Below are 18,678 nucleotides of genomic sequence, written 5' to 3'. Positions count from 1 at the left end.
GTCGCGCCCATGACCAGATTTCTGACGCGGCGATTCGTCGCGATGATCCTGCTGTTGTTCGTCATCAGCTTCGTGACCTTCAGCCTGTTCCAACTGGGCCCGGCCGACCCGGCCGCGGCGGCCTGCGGTCAGGAGTGCACCCCGCAGCGCATCGCCGAGGCCCGGGTCGCGCTCGGGATGGACAAGCCCTTCCTCACCCAGTACTTCGACTACATGTCGGGTCTGGTCGGCAGCCGCACGGTCGGCGCGCCGGGCAGCGAGACGCTGTGCTCCTGGCCGTGTCTGGGCAAGTCGTTCCAGACCAACGAGGACGTCACCGCGATCATCGGGCGGGCGCTGCCCTACACCCTGTCGGTGGCCAGCGGCGCGATCGTGCTGTGGAGCGTCGTCGGCGTCGGCCTCGGCCTGCTGGCGGCGCTGCGCAAGGGCCGGTTCACCGACAAGCTCGTCGTCGGCGCCGCCTCGGTCGGGGTGTCCCTGCCCATTCCGGTGACCGGCCTGCTGCTGCTGTTGTTCTTCGTCAGCACGGTGCACCTGCTGCCGTTCACCACCAACGCGATCACCTCACCGTTCGGCGCCGCGGGTCCGGGCGGCTGGTTCCTGAACTACCTGCTGCCCTGGGTGGCGCTGGCGGTGCTGTTCAGCGCGCAGTACATCAGGGTCACCCGCGGCAACATGCTGGAGACCTTCGGCGAGGATTTCATGCGCACCGCGCGCTCGAAGGGCCTGTCCCGGCGGATCATCGTGTTCAAGCACGGTGCGCGGGCCGGCATCACTCCGGTGGTCACCATGCTCGGTCTTGACATCGGCACCCTGCTGGGCGGCGCCGTCCTCACCGAGCAGATCTTCTCGGTACCGGGCGTCGGATTCACCGCGGTGCACGCCGCCCAGGCCGGCGACCTTCCGGTCACCATGGCCATCACCATGATGGCCGCGTTCTTCATCATCGTCGCCAACGTCGTGGTCGACGCCACCTACGCCGTGATCGACCCGCGAGTGAGGGTTGCCTGATGACCACGCCCAAAGCCGCGCCCCTGCTGGACATCCGCGATCTGCGGGTGAGCTTTCCGACCGACGACGGCGTGGTGCACGCGGTCAACGGGATGGATCTGACCCTGGCGCGCGGGGAAACCGTCGGCATCGTCGGCGAGTCCGGCTCCGGCAAGACCGTCACGAGCCAGGCCCTGATGGGACTGCTCAAGGACACCTCCGCCACCGTCACCGGGCAGATCCTCCTGGGCGGCAAGGACCTCAACCCGCTGACCGAGGCGCAGATGCGCGCCTACCGCGGCAAGAAGATCGCGATGATCTTCCAGGACCCGCTGTCGGCGATGCACCCGTTCTATCCCGTCGGGGCGCAGATCGCCGAGGCCTACCGGGTGCACAACACCGTGTCCAAGAAGGCCGCGGCGGCGGTCGCCGTCGACATGCTCGGCCGGGTCGGGATTCCCGACCCCAGGCGCCGTTACTCGGCGTACCCGCACGAGTTCTCCGGCGGTATGCGGCAGCGCGCCATGATCGCCATGGCGCTGGTCTGCGAACCCGAGCTGCTGATCGCCGACGAGCCCACCACCGCGCTCGACGTCACCGTGCAGGCCCAGATCCTCGATCTGCTCAATGAGCTCCAGGCCGAGACCGGGTCCTCGGTGATCCTGGTGACCCACGACCTCGGCGTGGTCGCCGAGGTCTGCCATCAGGTCGTGGTGATGTACGGCGGGGTGTGCGTGGAGCAGGCGACCGTCGCCGACCTGTTCGGCGACCCGCGGCACCCCTACACCCAGGGGCTGCTCGCCTCGATGCCGTCGCTGGCGGGGAGGTCCGAGCGGCTCAGCCCGATCCCGGGCTTCCCGCCGTCGCTGCTGGCCCTGCCCGAGGGCTGCCTGTTCGCGGACCGCTGCCCGAAGACGCACCTGGTGCCCGACGGCGCCTGCGGCACCCGCAGGCCGACGCTGACCGGTCCCGTCGGGCACCCGTCGCGGTGCCATCTGCAGACCCTGGAACCGGCCGGAGAGGTGGTCCGATGACGTCGCTGCTGGAGGTCACCGACCTCACCAAACACTTCCCGATCCGCTCCGGCGCCTTCCGGTCCGCCGGCGGGGTGATCAAAGCCGTCGACGGGGTCGGTTTCTCGGTCGAGGCCGGGCAGACCCTGGGGCTGGTGGGAGAGTCCGGTTGCGGCAAGTCGACCACCGGCCGACTGCTCATGCGACTCCTCGAGCCCTCGTCCGGGAGCATCAGGCTCGACGGCCGGGAGATCTCCGAACTGCGCCGGTCGGACCTCCAGGAGTACCGGCGCCGGGTGCAGATGGTGTTCCAGAACCCGTCGTCCTCGCTCAACCCGCGCCAGTCCGTGGGCAGTGCGATCGCCGCACCGCTGCTGGCCCAGCGGATCACGCCGCCCGGCGGCGTCAAGGCCAAGGTGCGGGACCTCATGGACCGGGTGGGGCTGCGGCCCGACCACTACAACCGCTTCCCGCACGAGTTCTCCGGCGGCCAGAAGCAGCGCGTGGGCATCGCCCGCGCGCTCGCCCTGGACCCGCAGCTGATCATCTGCGACGAACCGGTGTCCGCGCTGGACGTCTCGGTGCAGGCCCAGGTGATCAATCTGCTGGAGGACATCCAGCGGGACACCGGGGTGGCGTATCTCTTCATCGCCCACGACCTGTCCGTGGTCAAGCACTTCGCCGACCGCATCGCGGTCATGTACCTGGGCCGGATCATGGAACAGGGCGACACCGAAGAGGTGTTCGGCGCTCCGCGGCACCCCTACACCCGGGCGCTGCTGTCCGCCGTCCCGCAACCCGACCCGGCGGCCGACCGCAGCGGGCGGATCCGGCTGTCCGGCGACCTGCCCAGCCCGGCCGACCCGCCGCGCGGCTGCGTCTTCCAGTCCCGGTGTCCGGTGCATCCGCGGCTGGACCCGCAGCGCCGGGAGCTGTGCGCCGGCAGCGTGCCGAGCGGCGACATCGCCTGCCATCACACCGACCTCGCCGCCGAGGCCCTGGCCACGACGGCCGGGTGAGCCGGGCCGCGTCCTGTGAACCGCCGTACCGCGCGGCAGAACCGCGCAACAGAGAGGTGACAACCGTGTTGATCCGTGACGTCCGCCCGTGGGGTGGCGAGCGCAGCGACGTCGAACTGTCCGGCGATCGCATCGCGGCGATCCGCCCGCACGACCCGGCCGCGCGGCCGGCCGGTGAGGTCGTGGAGGGCCGCGGCCGGCTGGTGCTGCCGTCGTTCAGCGACGTGCACGTGCACCTGGACTCCACCCGGATCGGCCTGCCGTTCCGGCCGCACACCGGCGGCCCGGGAGTCTGGACGATGATGCTCAACGACCGGCAGAACTGGCGCGCCGCGGAGGTTCCCCTCGAGGAGCGGGTGGCCGGCACGCTGGAGCGGATGATCGCCCGCGGAACCACCCGGGTGCGGTCGTACGCCCAGGTGGACGTGGACTGCAAGCTGGAGAAGTTCGATGCCGTCGTGGCCGCCAAGGAGAGGTTCGCCGGGCAGGCCGACGTCCAGATCATGACGTTCCCGCAGGCGGGCATCCTCCGCGAGAAGGGCACCGTCGACTACCTGGAGGCCTCGCTGAAGTCGGGCGCCGAGGTGATCGGCGGCATCGATCCCTGTTCCCTCGACCGGGATCCCAAGGGGCACCTGGACGTCGTGTTCGGACTGGCCGAGAAGTACCAGGTCGAGGTGGACATCCATCTGCACGAGCCGGGTCATCTCGGGGTGTTCTCCACCGATCTGGTGCTCGAGCGCACCCGGGCGCTGGGCATGCAGGGCAAGGTCACGATGTCCCACGCCTACGAGCTGGGTTCGATCTCCGAATCGGTGAGCCGCCGCATCATCGACGACTTCGCCGAGCTGGACGTCGCGATGGCCACCGTGGCGCCGCCGGACCGCGGGCAGCTGTCGCTGGTGGCGCTGACCGAGGCGGGCGTCCGGGTGGGCCTGGGCGAGGACGGGCAGCGCGACTACTGGAGCCCCTACGGCAACTGCGACATGCTCGACCGCACCTGGCAGCTGGCCTTCACCAACAACTTCCGCCGTGACGAGCTGATCGAGATGTCGCTGGCGGTCGCGACAGTCGGCGGCGCCTCGATCATGAGCCACGACGTCGCCCGGCCGGCCGGGGTCGCCGACCGGCCCGGTCTGGCCGTCGGCGACCGTGCCGACCTGCTGCTGGTCGACGGCGAGACGCCGGCCAGCGCGGTGATGGACCGCGGCACCGACCGCACCGTCCTGCACGACGGCGCCGTCGTCGCCGACCAGTTGGCCCTCGTACGCCACTGAGCCCGCGCACGTCATCGCCCTGAGAGGTGGGAACCTCTCAGGGCGATACGTCCGGACCCGCCGTCCTAGACCAGCAGCTCGCCGCCCTGGACCACCACGCGTCCGCCGGACATCACGAGTTCACGCCGAGGGGCCCGCATCAGGGCGTCCTGCACGTTCTCGGCGTCGATCAGCACGATGTCCGCGGGTGCGCCCGCCGCGAGGTCGTGGACGCCCCGGTGCACGAAGCCCGCCGCGCGGGTGGTGGCGAGTTCCACCGCGTAGGCGAGGTCCTCGTCGGTCCGCATACCGTGCAGCCGCGCGAAATCCAGGGCCACGCGCAGCAGATCGCCGTCGCCGAACGGCGACCACAGGTCGCGGATCCCGTCGGTGCCAAGACCCACCGGCATCCCACGGTCCCGCATCCCGCGCCAGGGCAGTGGCGCCACGCGCACCGGGGCGACCGTCGACCAGGAGACACCTGCCTCGGCCAGCTCGTCGAGCAGTTCGGCCTGCCGCTCCGGAGGCAGCTCCCCGAGGGCGAAGCCATGGGAGACGTTGACCTTCCCCCGCAGCCCCGCGCGGCGAGTGCGGTCGGCGATGAGCTCGAACTGGAAGGCGCCCAACGCGCCCCCGTCGTGCAGGTGGATGTCGATACCGACCCCGCGCCGCTCGGCGATGTCGAACAGCCCGTCGAGCTGCTTCACCGGATCGCGGTCGATCGCCGCCGGATCGAGTCCGCCGATACTGGCCGCACCGTTCGCCGCCGCCTGGTCCAGCAGCTCCAGGACGCCGGGTCGGCGGACCACCCCGTCCTGCGGGAACGCGACGATCTCCACCTCGATCGCGCCGCCGAGTGCGTCCACCGCCTCGCGGACGGCGTCGATCCCCCGCAGGCCGACTCCGAGATCGACGTCGACGTGGCTGCGCACCGCGGTGACGCCGTGCCGCAGGCACTCCCGCAGCACCGTGAGACTGTTGGCCACGCTGGGAATGCCGAGCGCGTCCCGCTCGGCTCGTTCGTGCGCGATCCGGCCCAGCGTGGTCGGCTCGCCGCCGTAGGACACCCACGGCCGGCCCCACCAGCTCTTGTCCACGTGGGCGTGTGCGTTGATGAAGCCGGGCAGGGCGAGCAGCCCGCCGCCGTCCAACCGCTCGCCGGGTTCGCTCGCGGCACCGGCGGGCACCAGATCGCGGATCTCCCCACCGGAGACGACGATGTCGACGGCCTTCATGCCCCGGGGTCGGACATTGGTCAGTATCAGATCAGCCATTCAAAAATGGTATACCGAAACGCGAGGGCTGGGCCCTTGGCCGTCCAGCCGCACGGATCACCCGTGGTGGGCGACGATCGCGTGCCGGCTGTTCTCCAGGTGCTTGGCGACCAGTTCGTCGACGAGCGCGACGTTCCGGTCCGCGATCGCGGCGTAAAGGGCCTCGTGCTCCCGCGCGATCGCCATGAGGTCGTCGTGCTGTCCCAGCAGCCACCGCATCCGGCTGCGGAAGGTGCTCTCCAGCTCGCTCAGCAGCTCGTTGGCGGCCATCGATGTGACGGTCTCATGAAAGTCCGCCGCCGCACGCCGGGCGCGTACGCCGTCCCCCGCACAGGCGGCCTTCAGCTCTTCCTGCAGGTGGGAGCGGAGCCGGTCGAGGCCGGCGCGGTGGCGCCGTTGAGCGGCGAGCCGGAAGGTCAGGGCCTCCAGGGCCCCGCGGACCTCGTTCAGATCCGCGATGTCCGATGACGTGAACTCCCGGACGACCGCCCAGGTGCGTGGCCTCGGCGTGACCAGACCCTCGGCGACGAGCACGCGCAGAGCGTCGCGGACGGGCACCCTGCTCACGCCCATCTGCGCCGCCAGCTCGCGTTCGACGAGCTTGCTCCCGGGCTTGCGAACACCATCGAGAATGTCGTCCCGGAGTTGCCGCGTGACCCGCTCGGACTCCGGCTGGAACTCCCCAGACCCTGCCATGCCCTCAGTGTCCCACGGGAAGCGCGACTATTTGGTATACGGGTCTGGTTCGAGGTGGCGCGACCCGCCGCGGGAAGCCGTCCGCTTTGTCACGGCGCGGCCGCGCGGCGCGGGCGTCTCAGTCGAACCAGCGGTCCCGGGCCAGTTCCTCCGTCCGGGACGGGTCCTCCAGAAGTGCCGCGACCTCGAAGCGGCGCGGCCACTGGCCCGACGCCCAGGCGAGGCCGGCGGCCACGCCCTCCAGGGTGGCGGCGTGCAGGACACCGTCGGAGGTCAGCCGCCAGTCCAGCGCGGTTCCGTCGACGACCAGTTCCTCGTGCTCGACGTAGGTGCGCGGGGTGCGCGGGCCGAGCAGCACCCGCACCGGCTCCGGTACGTCGTGCTCGGCGCCCTCGGAGTCGATCCCGCCGGTGACGGACTCGCTCAGCCGCCGCACCTGGAACAGCTCGGCCAACTCGTCGGCCAGCGCGGGCCGTACGGGCAGCAGCGGGACACCCTCGGTGAAGGGCAGCAGGTCCGGGGAGTCGCACACCACGGCATCGGCGGCGTCCACGACCTCCACCCGGCCGTCGACCACGGCCCGCACCTCGTCCGGCAGGGTCACCTGTTCCGGGTCGAGCTCGGCCAGCGCGCCGTACAGGGCGTGCAGTTGGGCGGACGTCACGGGACGCTCCGGGTCGGCGAGCCGTTCCAGCAACTCCGCGGCGCCGCCCGGTTCCTCCAGCAGGGCGGCGACGCTCGTGCGCACGCCGAGTGCCCGCAGCACCTGCTCGTCGTCGAAGCCGGCGGCGTCGGCCTCCTCGTACAGGCCGCGCAGCAGCGGGTCGGACCCGGCGGCGCGCAGACCGGCCGGGCGGCGCCCGCCGAGCACCGGGTGTCCGCGCAGCCACCAGGCGGTGTACGGCCGGACGATCTCGTGGGTGCCGTCGGGCAGCAGGATCCGCACCGGCTGGGTGAGCGCGTCCCGCAGCGGCGGCCGGGCGAGCAGCGCGAGGGCCCGGGGCCACTGGTCGTCGTCGACGAGGTCCAGGTCGCGCACGGCGACGATCTCGGTGGCGACCGGCGGCACGGGCGTGTCCGGGAACCGGTCGAGCAGGTCCTCGCACCACACGTCGACCGCGTCGAGCAGCCCGGGGTCGTCCGGCTCGGGGAAGTCCCCGTCACGCGGATCGAGTTCGTCCGGGTCGAGGACGACGTCCGTGGCCCGCACCAGGGCGAAGTTCGCGAGCACACCGCACGCGGCGAGCGGCTGCTCACCCCACTTCCCGGCCAGCTCCGCGTCCACCGCCGGGAGTTCGCCCTCGCGCATGAGACGGGCGAACGGGCTTCCGGGCAGGACGAGTTCGCCGGCCGGGGCGAGTTCGCCGTCCTCGTCGGGCAGGGCGAGCGCGCCGAGCCAGGGCTCCTCACCGGGTTCGAGTCCGGCCTCCCCGACCAGCGCGAGGACGGTGTCGGCGAGTTCCTCGGCGTCCGGCGTGTCCTCGTCCCATCCACCGGTGTCCTCGTCGAGGGAGGCGGCGACGGCGGCCCGCACCTGCGGGGTCGTGAGCACGGCACGCGGCGTCGCGGGCAGGGCGCCGAGCTTCTCCAGGAGGGGATGCACGGCGTCCGGGTGCGCGACCTTCAGACCGAGCCGGGCCAGCACCTCCGGGTCGGTGAGGGCGGCACCGGCCACGGGCAGCAGGACCTGCCGGGGCCCGATGGTCGTACGGCTGTCGGCCAGCGGCACCGGCAGCCCGGAGAGGCGGTCGGGGTCGACGCCCGCGAGGCTGTCGTACAGCCGCCGCCACCAGCCGGGCTCCTTCTCCAGGCCGGCCAGCCGGTCGACGGCGTCGGTCAGCGGCAGGCGGGCCACGCCCAGCGTGCGCAGCTCCACGCGCCGTTCGAGTCCGGCGGGCAGCAGGGTGGGCAGCACCTCGGCGAGCACGCGCACGGTGTCGGCGCCCGCGCCCTCGACCACCTCGGCGTCCCGGGGGCGGAGGGATTCGGGCAGGTCGGAGTCGTCGTCCTGATGGGCGGCGGCCACGACCGCGGGCGGCAGGAAGGAGGTGCGCGGCAGCCGGTCGAGAATGGCCTGCCGCAGCGCGCCGTCCAGTTCGCCCTTGCCCAGCGGGCCGGGCACGAGGCCGATGACGCCCTCGGCCACCGGCCGCCAGTCGGCGAGGAGTTCGGCGTAGGCGTCGGCCGCGCGCTGCACGAGGAAGTCGGTGAGCGGGCCGGGCGCGGCGTGGCGGCGGGTGCTGTCCAGCGGGAACGAGGCGATGAGCAGGGCCGGCACGCCGAGGGGTTCGTCGCTGGGGGTGGGGGCGTGGACGACGGGGCTGGTGCGGGGGCCGGCCGGGGTGCCGTCGGCGTCCACGGGGACGGCCCAGGTGACCGACCAGTGCGGGCGCAGGCGCTCCTCCACCGGGCGGTCGGCGAGGAGTTCCGGGGTCAGCGGGCCGTGCGCGCCCGCGGTACGCCAGCGGGTCGTGCCCTCGCGGGTGTCCTCCACGACCGTCAGGGCGCCGTCGGTGCGGCGGCGCAGGGTGCGCGGCGCGGTGTCGCCGATCTCGATGACGACCTCCTCCAGCCCGGGCAGGGCGAGGAGCAGGGCGTCGTCGACGGCGTGCAGGAGGCGTTCGGCGAGGTCGGCGGCGGCCGCGTCGCGCAGCCGCAGGATGACGACCGTGTCGTAGGGGTCGGGCGCGGTGCCCTCGGCGGCGAACGGCAGCCGCAGCAGCGGTACGTGTCCTTCGCGGCGGCGGATCTCGTCGCCGAGGCCGGGGCTGTGCCGGGCGGTGTCCTCCGCCAGCGCGCGGGCCTCGGCCAGCGACCAGCGGACACCGCCGTGCCGGCCGACGACGGCGGGCTCGTCGGTGACGGCGAGGACGGCGGCGAAGCCGACGCCGAAGCGGCCGACGGCGCTGTCGCGGGCGTCGCGCTTGGCGGAGGCCCGGAGCGTGGCCAGGGACTCCACGCCGGTCGCGTCGAGCGGGGCGCCGGTGTTGGCGGCGAGCAGCACGCCGTCGCGCAGGGTGAGCCGCAGCCGGCCGGGCACGCCCGCGCGGGCGGCGGCGTCGGCGGCGTTCTGCGCCAGCTCGACGACGAGCCGGTCCCGGTAGCCGCCGAGGACGAGGTCTTCCTCCGCGTTGGCGTCCTCACGGAACCGGGCCGGGCTGGTGGCCCAGGCGTCCAGCACACCGCGCCGCAGGCGCGCGGTCCCGAACGGATCGCCTCCGGCGGACGGCTGCACCAACATGCTCACGTTCACTCTCCTCATCGGCGTGACGACGAAGGTACCGCGCGTGGGAGAGGCCATTCGCCCGACGGACGGACGGACCGGTCCGGACCGGTCGCGGGGCGGGTCCTGGTCGCGGGGCAGGTCCTAGGAGTGCCCCAGTTCGGCGGTCTCGTCGTCCCCGGTCACCGGCACCGAGCCGGAGTCCTGCGCCGGACGCAGCGGGAAGGGGTCCACCCGCGTCTCGTCGATCACCGGCGGGGGCGGCTGCGGGGGCTTGGGCATCACCGCGGCCTCGGAGTGGCCGCCGCAGCCGTACGTCAGGGAGACCACATGGCCGTCGGCCGGGGAGAACTCGTTGGCGCACACGCCGAAGGCCTGGCCCAGCGAACCGCCGATCGGCACCAGGAAGCCGCAGCTCACGCAGGCCGCCGGGGCCGCCTGGGCCATCGGCGTCTTCGCGCCGAAGCCCTCCTCCCAGCGGTCGGCGGCGACGTGCAGGCCGTAGCGGGACAGGACGCGGGCGCGGCGCATGCCCAGTTCCTGGGCGAGCGCGGAGATCGAGCCGCGGGACGGGACGGTGGACAGGTTCCTCGGCGGGCCCGCCGTGACCTCGGCGTCCTCCGCTTCCGCCAGGTCGGCCATCTCCTGGGAGACCGCGGCGTTCGGCACGGGCTCGTCCTCGCCGGAGTAGCCGGGCTCCAGCCGCAGGTCCTCGGCGTCGGTGGGCAGCAGGTCGCCGGGGCCCATGTCGCCCGGGCGCAGGCGCTCGCTCCACGGCACCCACTCGGGCGCGAGCAGCGCGTCCGGTCCGGGCAGCAGGACGACCTCGTCCAGGGTGACGATCTTGGCGCGCGACGCGCGGGCCACGGTGACGGCCCAGCGCCAGCCCCGGTATCCGAACTCCTTGCACTCGAAGAAGTGCGTGACGACCCGGTCGCCCTCGGAAAGCACTCCCGCGTGCTCGCCGACGACACCGGGCGCGGCCGCCTCCTCGGCCGCGGCCCGGGCGAGGTCGACGGCCTCGGCGCACAGGCGGTCGGGGGTGCGGCTTCGCGTGGTCGCTGCGCTCACAGGTATCGCTTCTCTCCTACGCCGTCTCTCGGGTGCGCCGGCCTGAAGGCGGCGGGGCGGACGGAGCGGACCCTGGGACCGCGTCGACGTCCGCGCCCGATCGCGCTCGGGCGCACCTACGTCATCCATTCTGCGGTATGCCCGTAAGGCGCGCGGTCGAGAACGTTCGCCACGGCGCGCTACGCACGCTACCTTCTCGTCGCCGCTCGGCCTACACCGACGTTGTCTTCACCGCGCCGCACCAGAACTTTCCCACCACGCCAACACCGGCCCACGCCCCGACAAACCCACCACCGGAGCCACGAGCCCGTTCCCGACCACGCCCGGAGCCCGGCCGCCGCGGAGACCACGGCACCCGCACCGAGCCCGCCCGGACACCGGCCGCGGCCGGGTCCAGCACGCCGGGGACAGCCGCAGCCGGACCATTCCCCCTGAGACGCCCGGCGCGCGACCAAGGCAATCCACCGGCCCGGGCCGCCGCAGCCGCGACCGAGCCCGGGGCCCGAAAAACACCCCGCCACCGCAAGCGCGACGAAGTCCGGGGTCCGAAAACACCCCGTCCCCGCAAGCGGGGTCGCGTCAAGGTGTCGGGGGTGGGGACTGCCGGGGCCGGGTGGGTGCCTTAGGGGTGTCTGGTTGGTCGCATCCGTGCCGCCATGGCGCTACCGGTGCCGTTTCCGGGGCAGTATGACGGGGTGGCAGCCGCGAGGACGCCCCCGAAAACCACCGGCGTCGGTGGGGACAAGGGGGTCAAGGGGAGCAGCCGGGGCAGCGGTTCGGGCCGGTTCGGCGGGTCCGTCCGCGCGGTCGGGCGTGCCCTGCATCTGCCCGTGACCGGAACGGTCCGCGGCATCCGCAGGGCGACCAACGCCCACGGCGCCGGCGAGTCCGGTCTCGGCCGGCTGATCGAACTGCACGCGGTGAACGGCGCGGGCGACGTGATGATCACGGTGGCGCTCGCCTCCACCGTCTTCTTCTCCGTCCCCACCGACGAGGCCCGCGGCCGCGTCGCGCTGTACCTCGCCATCACCATGGCCCCCTTCACGGTCCTCGCCCCCGTGATCGGCCCCCTCCTCGACCGTCTCCCGCACGGCCGCCGCGCCGCGATGGCCGCAGCGATGCTGGCCCGCGCCCTGCTCGCGCTGATCATCGCGGGCGCCGCCGCCAGCGGCAGCCTGGAGCTGTATCCGGCGGCGCTCGGCGTGCTGGTCGCCTCCAAGGCGTACGGCGTGGTCAGAAGCGCCGTCGTACCCCGGCTGCTGCCGCCCCGCTTCTCCCTGGTCAAGGCCAACTCACGGGTCACCCTCGGCGGGCTGCTCGCCACCGGCGTGGCCGCGCCCATCGGCGCGGGCCTCCAGGCCCTCGGCGCGCGCTGGCCGCTCTACGGCGCCTTCGTGATCTTCGTCGCGGGGACGTTCCTGTCGTTCGCCCTGCCGCCCAAGGTCGACTCGGCCAAGGGCGAGGACCGGGCGCTGCTGGCCGCGGACGAGCAGCACCTGCGCGGCCCCCGCCGCAAGCCGCTGAAGCGTCCCGGCCTGCGCACCGTCGGCACGGCCGTCACGCACGCCCTCGCCGCGAACGCCGCGCTGCGCTGCCTGTCCGGGTTCCTGATCTTCTTCCTCGCCTTCCTGCTCCGTGAGCACCCGCTGACCGGCGAGAGCGCGGCGGTCTCGCTGGGCATCGTGGGCGTCGCGGCGGGCGCCGGCAACGCCCTGGGCACCGCGGTCGGGGCCTGGCTGAGATCGCGCGCGCCCGAGATCATCATCGTGACCGTCGTCGCCATCGTGCTGGGCGCGGCGGTCACGGCCGCGGTCTTCTTCGGCGCCTTCCTGGTGGCCTGCCTGGCCGCGATCGCCGGCTTCGGGCAGGCACTGGCCAAGCTGTCCCTGGACGCGCTGATCCAGCGGGACGTGCCCGAGCCGGTGCGGACGTCGGCGTTCGCCCGCTCCGAGACACTGCTCCAGGTGGCCTGGGTGCTCGGCGGCGCGATCGGCATCGTGCTGCCGCTCAACGGCGTGCTGGGCCTGTCGGTGGGCGCCGGGCTCGTGGCCGCCGGATGGCTGCCCACCGTCCGTGGTCTGCTGGCCTCGGCCCGGCACGGGGGCACCACGCGGCCCCGGGTGGCATGAGGCCCGCACCGCGGCCATCTGCCACGCCCGCACCCCCGCGTGGGCGGGCAGGCGGGCGCGCCCGATAGCCTTCGGCCATGACCACGCTGCATTCCGCCGTGCGACGCCGCCGCGCCGTCGCCGCTGCCGGCGCCGTTTCCGCCGGACTGCTCGTCCTTTCGGCCTGCTCCAAGCCGACCCCCCTGTCCACGATCACCGTCGGCAGCTCCTCGGTGAGCTCGGAAGCCAACTGCTACAACGACGGCAACGCGATCAAGACCGCCGACCTGGCCAAGTGCCTCAAGTCCAAGGACATCAAGACGATCAAGGTCGACCCGGACGAGACCGTGCGCTTCGGGGTCGACCCGAAGATCGCGGACACGGGCTGGACCATCCTGATGAACGGTCAGCCGCTGACCGACTCCAGCACCAAGACCTACCGCACGATCCCGGGCAGCGTCTTCTTCAACGCCCAGTACGGCGCCAGCGGCAACTCGACGCTGGTCTCCATCAAGGAGGGTGAGAAGGACGTGCGAGGTCTGTGGTCCTTCAAGCTCACGAAGAACTCCTGACCACGTCCGCGCCACGCGTCCTCGTCGCCACCGCCGTCCCCGTCGAACGGGACGCGGTGGCACGGGCGTTCGCCGGGCCCGTCCGTGAAGAGCCGCTGTCGGCGCTGCCCGGAGCGACCCTCCACCGGGTCCCCGGACCCCCCGCCGTCGACCTGATCGCCGCCGGCGTCGGCCCCGCCCTCGCCGCCGCGACCACCGCCTCCGCCCTGACCGCCGCCGCGCTCGCCGGCGCCCCCTACGACCTCGTCGTCTCGGCCGGCATCGCCGGCGGTTTCGCGCCCCACGCGCCCGTCGGCTCGCTCGTCGTCGCCGACGAGATCACCGCCGCCGACCTGGGCGCGGAGACCGGCAACGGATTCCTGCCGGTGACCGAACTCGGCTTCGGCACCGTCACCCACCGTCCGCCCGAAGCGCTCGTACGGGCGATCGCGGCCGCCGCCCCGGCCCGTACCGGCACGGTGCTGACCGTCTCCACGGTGACCGGTACCGCCGCCCGCGCCGACGCCCTGCGTGCCCGCCACCCCGGCGCCCTGGCCGAGGCCATGGAGGGGTTCGGCGTCGCCGAGGCGGCCGCCGCGCACCGCGTCCCGGTGCTGGAGGTGCGCGCGGTCTCCAACCCCGTCGGCCCGCGCGACCGCGCCGCCTGGCGCATCGGCGACGCCCTGACCGCCCTGACCGAGGGCTTCGGGAAGCTCGCGCCCGTCCTCACGAGTTGGAAGATTGCATGAGCCCTGACAGCAGCCGACTGCGGATCGCCTACTCCCCCTGCCCCAACGACACCTTCGTCTTCGACGCGCTCGCCCACGGCCGCGTCCCGGACGCGCCCGCGCTCGACGTCACCTTCGCGGACATCGACGTCACCAACGGCATGGCCGAGCGCGGCGAGCTGGACGTGCTGAAGGTGTCCTACGCGGTGCTGCCGTACGTCCTCGGCGAGTACGCGCTGCTGCCGTGCGGCGGCGCGCTGGGCCGGGGCTGCGGGCCCCTGGTGCTCACCAAGGAGCCCGACGCCGACCTGACGGGCCGTACGGTCGCGGTGCCGAGCGAGAAGTCGACGGCGTACCTGCTGTTCCGCCTGTGGGCCGCGGACGTCGTCCCCGGCAGGGTGGGCGAGATCGTGGTCATGCCGTTCCACGAGATCATGCCGGCCGTGCGGGACGGGAAGGTCGACGCCGGTCTGGTGATCCACGAGGCGCGGTTCACCTACCGCAACTACGGCCTGCACAAGCTCGCCGACATGGGCGAGCACTGGGAGCGCACCACCGGGCTGCCGATCCCGCTCGGCGCGATCATCGCCCGGCGGTCGCTGGGCGAGCGGACGCTGACGCGGCTCGCCGACTCGATCCGCGCGTCGGTACGCGCGGCCTGGGACGACCCGGAGGCCTCCCGGCCGTACGTCATGGAGCACGCCCAGGAGATGGACCCGGCCGTCGCCGACCAGCACATCGGGCTGTACGTCAACGAGTTCACCGCCGGCCTCGGCGAGGACGGCTACGCGGCGGTCCGCGGGCTGCTCACGCGTGCGGCGGCCGAGGGGCTCGTACCGCCCCTCGGCCCGGACGCGCTCGCTTTTCCCTAGGGTCCTTCGTTTGGATCAGCCCGGCATGATCCAAACGAGAGGCCCTGGTCCTGTCGAGGCGGGAATTCGACGACAGGGCCCAGTCCTGTCAGCCCCGTCGGGTCATACGTCCAGCTGGTCGGCGACCGCGCGCAGCAGTCCGGCGACGTTCTTGCCGGACGTCTTGTCGGGGTAGCGGCCGCGCTCCAGGGTCTGCGCGACGCCCTCCAGGAGGGTGGTCAGGTCCTGCACGATGGACGCCAGCTCGTCCGGCTTCTTGCGCTGGGCGGCGGCGACCGACGGGGTCGGATCCAGGAGCGTCACGGAGAGGGCCTGGTCGCCGCGCTGGCCGGCGACCACCCCGAACTCGACCCGCTGCCCCGGCTTGAGCATGTCCACTCCGGCAGGGAGCACCGAGGAATGGACGAACACGTCGCCGCCGTCGTCGCGGGAGAGGAAGCCGAAGCCCTTCTCAGCGTTGAACCATTTGACCTTGCCGGTAGGCAAAGCACGCACCCCATCTCACCGGTCAGCCGAACCACAGTTGCCGCAGGTCAGGCTATCTAGCGCTCGCTCGTGCCTGCCGTTGTCCCGAAGCCTCCCCAGCTCTTTACCCGCCGTCAAGCCCGCCCACTCCAGTCGGCCGAACCTGGCCGGTCCGCGTGGGCGCGCTCGCTCGGGGGCGAGGGAGACAGGGGATATCTCAGCACATGAGGGGGCGGCTCCGGCAACCCGTATTCGCGGACGGTGACGACACCCGGACGGCCCACGCGGCGACGCCCCGCGCCACCGGCCGGGCGTTGAGAACCACCCCGGAACACACCGCCGTCGACAGCATGACCGCACCCTCCCGGCCGCGGTCCCCGGACACGTCGACACCCGCCCCGCGCAGGGTGTCCTGACGGTGCGGCAGCGAGAAGGGTCGTCCGGTGTCCGAAACGGTTCGCCGCCCGCGAGATCCACCGGCGCCGGTGGCCGGACGCGAGTGCGCCGGCCGGCCACCGCGGGCGTCGCCCGGACGCGCTACGACAGCGCGGAACCGTGGCCCGCGGGGTCCGTCCGCTCGCCGTTGTCGGCGACCAGTGTGCGGGCCGCCACCAGGCGGAGGGCGTCCTCGCTGTTCCAGCTGGGGGCCGCCGCCCGCATCGCCTCGACATGGGGCGGCAGGTCGAGGCCCAGGTCCTCGGCGAACAGGGTCTGGCAGCGCTTGATCGCGCCGAGGGCGCTGGCCGCGTCCCCGTCGATGCAGTGCACCGCGGCCAGGAGCTCCCACAGCCGCCGGCGGTAGGGCGCTTCGGCGATGATGCTCTCGATCCGGTAGGAGAGCGTCTCGTTGCGACCGGCGAGGATGCAGCTGGTGAACAGGTCCTGGTAGGCGTCGAAGCGCGCGTTGTTGACGCCCGCGACGTGGGCGTTGAACCACCGCGTCGGCGGCAGGTCCTGGCCGAACGGGCCGCGCCACCAGGCCAGGGCTCCCTCCAGGACCTCGGCCGCCGGCTCCGCCTCACCGCGCAGCAGCAGATTCCGGCCACGCCGTGCGGCCAGCGTGCACTGTGCCAGGTCGAACTCGTGGGGCGTGACCGCCAGCCCGTAGCCGCTCTGACCGCCCCGGTAGGTCCGCACCCGGCAGCTCAGACCCGGCCGGGCCTCGTCGAGGTCCCGGCGCAGGGCGGTGAGATGGCTCCGTATGTTCGCCGCGGCCGAAGTCGGCGGGTCGTCCCATAATCTTTCGGCCAGTTCGGTGATCCCTATGGGCTGTTGTCCGGAGCGATTGCGAAATCGTTCCCTCTTGCGGCAAAACTCCGGTCCGGTTCGAATATGCCGGGGTCGTCCACCGTTGCCGACCGTCCCGCCGACGCCCGCTCCACGGTCAACCGGGGCTCTGGGTGCCCGCGCACCAGGAACTATCCTTGGTGGCGTGCGTGACGATACCCGAACGAATTCCGCCACAGCCGGCGACCGGCTGGTCCGTGCAGGTGCCATCGTTTTCTTCGTCGGTGCGCTGGCCACCGCGGTGACGTTGGCGCCGCTGTTCCTCGGCACGAAGCCCTTCCCGACCTACATGTTCGGACTGAGCATGCTCATGGGCGTCGGCTTCCTGATCGCCGGTGCGGGCGTGCTCCGATCGATCGCGGCGGGCCGCCGTCAGGCGCGCGGCGCCTCACGGTAGCGACTGAAAAGCGTGCGGTTGGCCGCGAGCCAGTCCGGGAACACGGTCAGGTCCGCGAGCACGACATCCGCGCCCGCCGCCCGCAGTTCCCCCTCGTCGCACGGTCCGGTGGCCACCGCCACCGACAGGGCGCCGGCCGCGCGGGCACCCCGTACGTCCCCGACGTGATCGCCGACGTACACCCGGGCACCGTACTCGCACAGCGCCTCGGCCTTCCGCTCGGCCCACAGGTCGCCGATCACCGCGTCCGGCTCGATGCCCAGGTGCTCCAGGTGCAGCTTGGCGTTCGGCTCGTACTTGGCGGTGACGACGATCGCCCGGCCGCCGTCCTGCCGCACGGCCTCGATCGCCTCGCGGGCGCCGGTCAGCGCGGGCGTGGCGGAGACGGCGATCGCCGGGTACAGCTCCCGGTACAGATCCCCCGCCGCCTCCACGCGCTCGGCCGGGAACCAGTTGACCAGCTCTTCCGCGAGCGGCGGACCGAGCCGCGTGACCGCCAGGTCGGCGTCGATGTACGTTCCCGTCCGCTCGGACAGCTCCAGGTAGCAGGCGCGGATGCCGGGGCGGGAGTCGATGAGGGTCATGTCGAGGTCGAAGCCGACGGTCAGCGGGCGAGAGGTCATACGGGTCATTGTGCCCAGGAGGCGGAGCCGCGAGACCCCGGACCCGTGTGACGTACAACTATCTCCGGTGCCTGTGGCGTATCTCCGGTGCCAGTGGCGCCGAGCGCGACTACGTCCGCCGCTGCGAGCGCCACACCAGGAACAGCGCCGACAGCACGGCCGCGGCCCGCACCACCCACGGCCAGGTCTGGGAGACCGCGTCGTTCATGTGGCCCTCGGCGATGGGGGTGCCCCAGCGGCCGTCGGTACGGCCCCACAGCCAGACCACCCAGGCGGCGAGCGCCAGGCCGGGCATGCCGACGACGGCCCACTTGGACTCCGCGGCGGTCAGCCGGCGGGAGGCGTAGGCGATGACCCAGCCGAGCAGCAGCGCGTACCAGTTGCCCAGGACCGCGCCGACCACCAGCAGCCCGGCCGCGAGCAGCAGCAGCGGATTGCTCCGGCCCGCCATCAACGGGGGCAGCGCGAAACGCCGGCGCCCGGCGGGCGCCTCCGGCTCGGCCGCCTCCACCGGTTCGCCGGCACCGGCCGCCTCGGGCGCGGGCTCCGCGTCGGCGGATTCCTTCGCCGGCGGGGGCTTGAGCAGCTCCGGGATCTCCACCCCGCCCATGAAGCCGGGCACGTCGTCACCCCTCCCCAACGGGCCCTGCTCCAGGCGCCACCACTCGGAGCCGGCCATTGGGCCGCCGAGCTCGTCGGCGCTCGCCAGGTGCGGCGGGGACGGGCCGTCGGACGGCGCGGGGCCCGCCGGCCGCTGCGCCGGACGCGGCCGCGGTACGACCTTGCGCAGGCCCTTCGGGCGTGCCTGCTCCGCCTCCGGTTCACGCTGCGCGGGCACGGCCGGGGCCGCCGCCCGCGGTCCGCCCCCGCCGGAGCCGCCCGCGGCCGCGACGACGTCGTCGGGGCTGCCGAGCCCGTCGATGATGCGGCGGACGGCGGCGGGGCTGTCCACGGCGGCCTTGGCGCGGCGCCGGTCGATCTCGTTGCGCAGCTCCGCGACCAGACGCATCCGCGTGGCCGAGGACAGCTGGCGTTGCTGAGCGACGTCCCCGACGCGGCTCAGATACTCGTAGACGACCTGATCGCTCTCGATCCCCACGAAGCC

At 73.0% G+C, this 18,678-nt stretch carries 17 protein-coding genes; 9 read left to right on the top strand and 8 right to left on the bottom strand.

Annotation, left to right across the window (positions count from 1 at the left end; genetic code table 11):
• Positions 1 to 9 precede the first annotated feature (9 nt).
• The 4 genes from ACIQMV_RS23835 to ACIQMV_RS23820 all read left to right on the top strand — a co-directional run bounded on the left by ACIQMV_RS23835 (position 10) and on the right by ACIQMV_RS23820 (position 4,299).
• Entirely contained in the window at positions 10 to 1,011 is a 1,002-nt protein-coding gene (locus ACIQMV_RS23835; RefSeq protein WP_141360174.1) for an ABC transporter permease, read from the top strand.
• Positions 1,011 to 2,024, top strand: coding sequence for an ABC transporter ATP-binding protein (locus ACIQMV_RS23830; protein WP_402595338.1), 1,014 nt, complete (start codon positions 1,011 to 1,013; stop codon positions 2,022 to 2,024). Before ACIQMV_RS23835 ends, ACIQMV_RS23830 begins: the two co-directional genes overlap by 1 nt.
• Positions 2,021 to 3,022 (top strand): ABC transporter ATP-binding protein, encoded by a 1,002-nt coding sequence (locus tag ACIQMV_RS23825; RefSeq protein WP_402595336.1) that lies wholly within the window; start codon positions 2,021 to 2,023, stop codon positions 3,020 to 3,022. Before ACIQMV_RS23830 ends, ACIQMV_RS23825 begins: the two co-directional genes overlap by 4 nt.
• Before the next feature lie 65 nt (positions 3,023 to 3,087).
• Positions 3,088 to 4,299 carry an amidohydrolase gene (locus ACIQMV_RS23820; protein WP_402595334.1) on the top strand — a complete coding sequence of 404 codons (1,212 nt, stop codon included), beginning with the start codon at positions 3,088 to 3,090 and terminating at the stop codon, positions 4,297 to 4,299.
• A 65-nt stretch (positions 4,300 to 4,364) separates the two neighbouring features.
• Here the strand turns inward: ACIQMV_RS23820 and ACIQMV_RS23815 are convergent, their stop codons facing one another.
• The 4 genes from ACIQMV_RS23815 to ACIQMV_RS23800 form a co-directional block, all read right to left on the bottom strand.
• Entirely contained in the window at positions 4,365 to 5,552 is a 1,188-nt protein-coding gene (locus tag ACIQMV_RS23815; protein ID WP_402595333.1) for an amidohydrolase, read from the bottom strand.
• A gap of 57 nt (positions 5,553 to 5,609) precedes the next feature.
• A complete protein-coding gene (locus ACIQMV_RS23810) occupies positions 5,610 to 6,248 on the bottom strand; it encodes a GntR family transcriptional regulator (protein WP_402595331.1) in 639 nt (212 codons plus the stop codon).
• Between the two features lie 118 nt (positions 6,249 to 6,366).
• Entirely contained in the window at positions 6,367 to 9,510 is a 3,144-nt protein-coding gene (locus ACIQMV_RS23805; RefSeq protein ID WP_402595329.1) for a sacsin N-terminal ATP-binding-like domain-containing protein, read from the bottom strand.
• Positions 9,511 to 9,615: 105 nt separating this feature from the next.
• Entirely contained in the window at positions 9,616 to 10,542 is a 927-nt protein-coding gene (locus ACIQMV_RS23800) for a DUF3027 domain-containing protein (RefSeq protein ID WP_141360167.1), read from the bottom strand.
• 695 nt (positions 10,543 to 11,237) lie between these two features.
• Between ACIQMV_RS23800 and ACIQMV_RS23795 the strand changes: the two genes are divergently transcribed.
• From ACIQMV_RS23795 to ACIQMV_RS23780, 4 genes are all read left to right on the top strand, one after another.
• Complete coding sequence (locus ACIQMV_RS23795; protein ID WP_402595326.1) at positions 11,238 to 12,671, top strand: MFS transporter; 1,434 nt, start codon at positions 11,238 to 11,240, stop codon at positions 12,669 to 12,671.
• Between the two features lie 77 nt (positions 12,672 to 12,748).
• Positions 12,749 to 13,222, top strand: coding sequence for a DUF2771 domain-containing protein (locus ACIQMV_RS23790; protein WP_141360165.1), 474 nt, complete (start codon positions 12,749 to 12,751; stop codon positions 13,220 to 13,222).
• The gene (locus ACIQMV_RS23785) at positions 13,192 to 13,950 is read left to right on the top strand and encodes a futalosine hydrolase (RefSeq protein ID WP_402595324.1); all 759 of its coding nucleotides are present in this window, start codon (positions 13,192 to 13,194) and stop codon (positions 13,948 to 13,950) included. The genes ACIQMV_RS23790 and ACIQMV_RS23785 overlap by 31 nt, the downstream gene beginning before the upstream one ends.
• Positions 13,947 to 14,801 (top strand): 1,4-dihydroxy-6-naphthoate synthase, encoded by an 855-nt coding sequence (locus tag ACIQMV_RS23780; RefSeq protein ID WP_141360164.1) that lies wholly within the window; start codon positions 13,947 to 13,949, stop codon positions 14,799 to 14,801. Before ACIQMV_RS23785 ends, ACIQMV_RS23780 begins: the two co-directional genes overlap by 4 nt.
• Before the next feature lie 102 nt (positions 14,802 to 14,903).
• On the opposite strand, the gene ACIQMV_RS23775 is transcribed toward ACIQMV_RS23780, so the two are convergent.
• Both ACIQMV_RS23775 and ACIQMV_RS23770 read right to left on the bottom strand, forming a co-directional pair.
• Positions 14,904 to 15,287: a cold-shock protein gene (locus ACIQMV_RS23775; protein ID WP_141360163.1), complete on the bottom strand. Its 384-nt coding sequence runs from the start codon at positions 15,285 to 15,287 to the stop codon at positions 14,904 to 14,906.
• Between the two features lie 516 nt (positions 15,288 to 15,803).
• The gene (locus ACIQMV_RS23770; RefSeq protein WP_402595321.1) at positions 15,804 to 16,403 is read right to left on the bottom strand and encodes a BTAD domain-containing putative transcriptional regulator; all 600 of its coding nucleotides are present in this window, start codon (positions 16,401 to 16,403) and stop codon (positions 15,804 to 15,806) included.
• Positions 16,404 to 16,698: 295 nt separating this feature from the next.
• On the opposite strand from ACIQMV_RS23770, the gene ACIQMV_RS23765 reads away from it, so the two are divergent.
• Positions 16,699 to 16,950, top strand: a complete 252-nt coding sequence (locus tag ACIQMV_RS23765; protein ID WP_402595319.1) for a hypothetical protein — start codon at positions 16,699 to 16,701, stop codon at positions 16,948 to 16,950.
• On the opposite strand, the gene ACIQMV_RS23760 is transcribed toward ACIQMV_RS23765, so the two are convergent.
• Together ACIQMV_RS23760 and ACIQMV_RS23755 are read right to left on the bottom strand one after the other, a co-directional pair.
• Complete coding sequence (locus ACIQMV_RS23760; protein ID WP_402595318.1) at positions 16,926 to 17,573, bottom strand: HAD family hydrolase; 648 nt, start codon at positions 17,571 to 17,573, stop codon at positions 16,926 to 16,928. The two genes, ACIQMV_RS23765 and ACIQMV_RS23760, sit on opposite strands and share 25 nt — an antisense overlap.
• Before the next feature lie 109 nt (positions 17,574 to 17,682).
• Positions 17,683 to 18,672, bottom strand: coding sequence for a hypothetical protein (locus ACIQMV_RS23755; protein ID WP_402595317.1), 990 nt, complete (start codon positions 18,670 to 18,672; stop codon positions 17,683 to 17,685).
• Positions 18,673 to 18,678 lie beyond the last annotated feature (6 nt).

It is taken from the genome of Streptomyces sp. NPDC091412 (assembly GCF_044756885.1).
Taxonomy (GTDB): Bacteria; Actinomycetota; Actinomycetes; order Streptomycetales; family Streptomycetaceae; genus Streptomyces.
Note: the sequence above shows the minus strand (reverse complement) of the source record. Positions and strands in the feature narration are given on the sequence as shown.

Excerpts from the sequence above, each read along its gene's own strand:
- ACIQMV_RS23835 (WP_141360174.1), top strand. The coding sequence starts at position 10 with ATGACCAGATTTCTGACGCGGCGATTCGTCGCGATGATCCTGCTGTTG.
- ACIQMV_RS23830 (WP_402595338.1), top strand. The coding sequence starts at position 1,011 with ATGACCACGCCCAAAGCCGCGCCCCTGCTGGACATCCGCGATCTGCGG.
- ACIQMV_RS23825 (WP_402595336.1), top strand. The coding sequence starts at position 2,021 with ATGACGTCGCTGCTGGAGGTCACCGACCTCACCAAACACTTCCCGATC.
- ACIQMV_RS23815 (WP_402595333.1), bottom strand. The coding sequence starts at position 5,552 with ATGGCTGATCTGATACTGACCAATGTCCGACCCCGGGGCATGAAGGCC.
- ACIQMV_RS23810 (WP_402595331.1), bottom strand. The coding sequence starts at position 6,248 with ATGGCAGGGTCTGGGGAGTTCCAGCCGGAGTCCGAGCGGGTCACGCGG.
- ACIQMV_RS23805 (WP_402595329.1), bottom strand. The coding sequence starts at position 9,510 with ATGAGGAGAGTGAACGTGAGCATGTTGGTGCAGCCGTCCGCCGGAGGC.
- ACIQMV_RS23790 (WP_141360165.1), top strand. The coding sequence starts at position 12,749 with ATGACCACGCTGCATTCCGCCGTGCGACGCCGCCGCGCCGTCGCCGCT.
- ACIQMV_RS23780 (WP_141360164.1), top strand. The coding sequence starts at position 13,947 with ATGAGCCCTGACAGCAGCCGACTGCGGATCGCCTACTCCCCCTGCCCC.
- ACIQMV_RS23760 (WP_402595318.1), bottom strand. The coding sequence starts at position 17,573 with ATGACCTCTCGCCCGCTGACCGTCGGCTTCGACCTCGACATGACCCTC.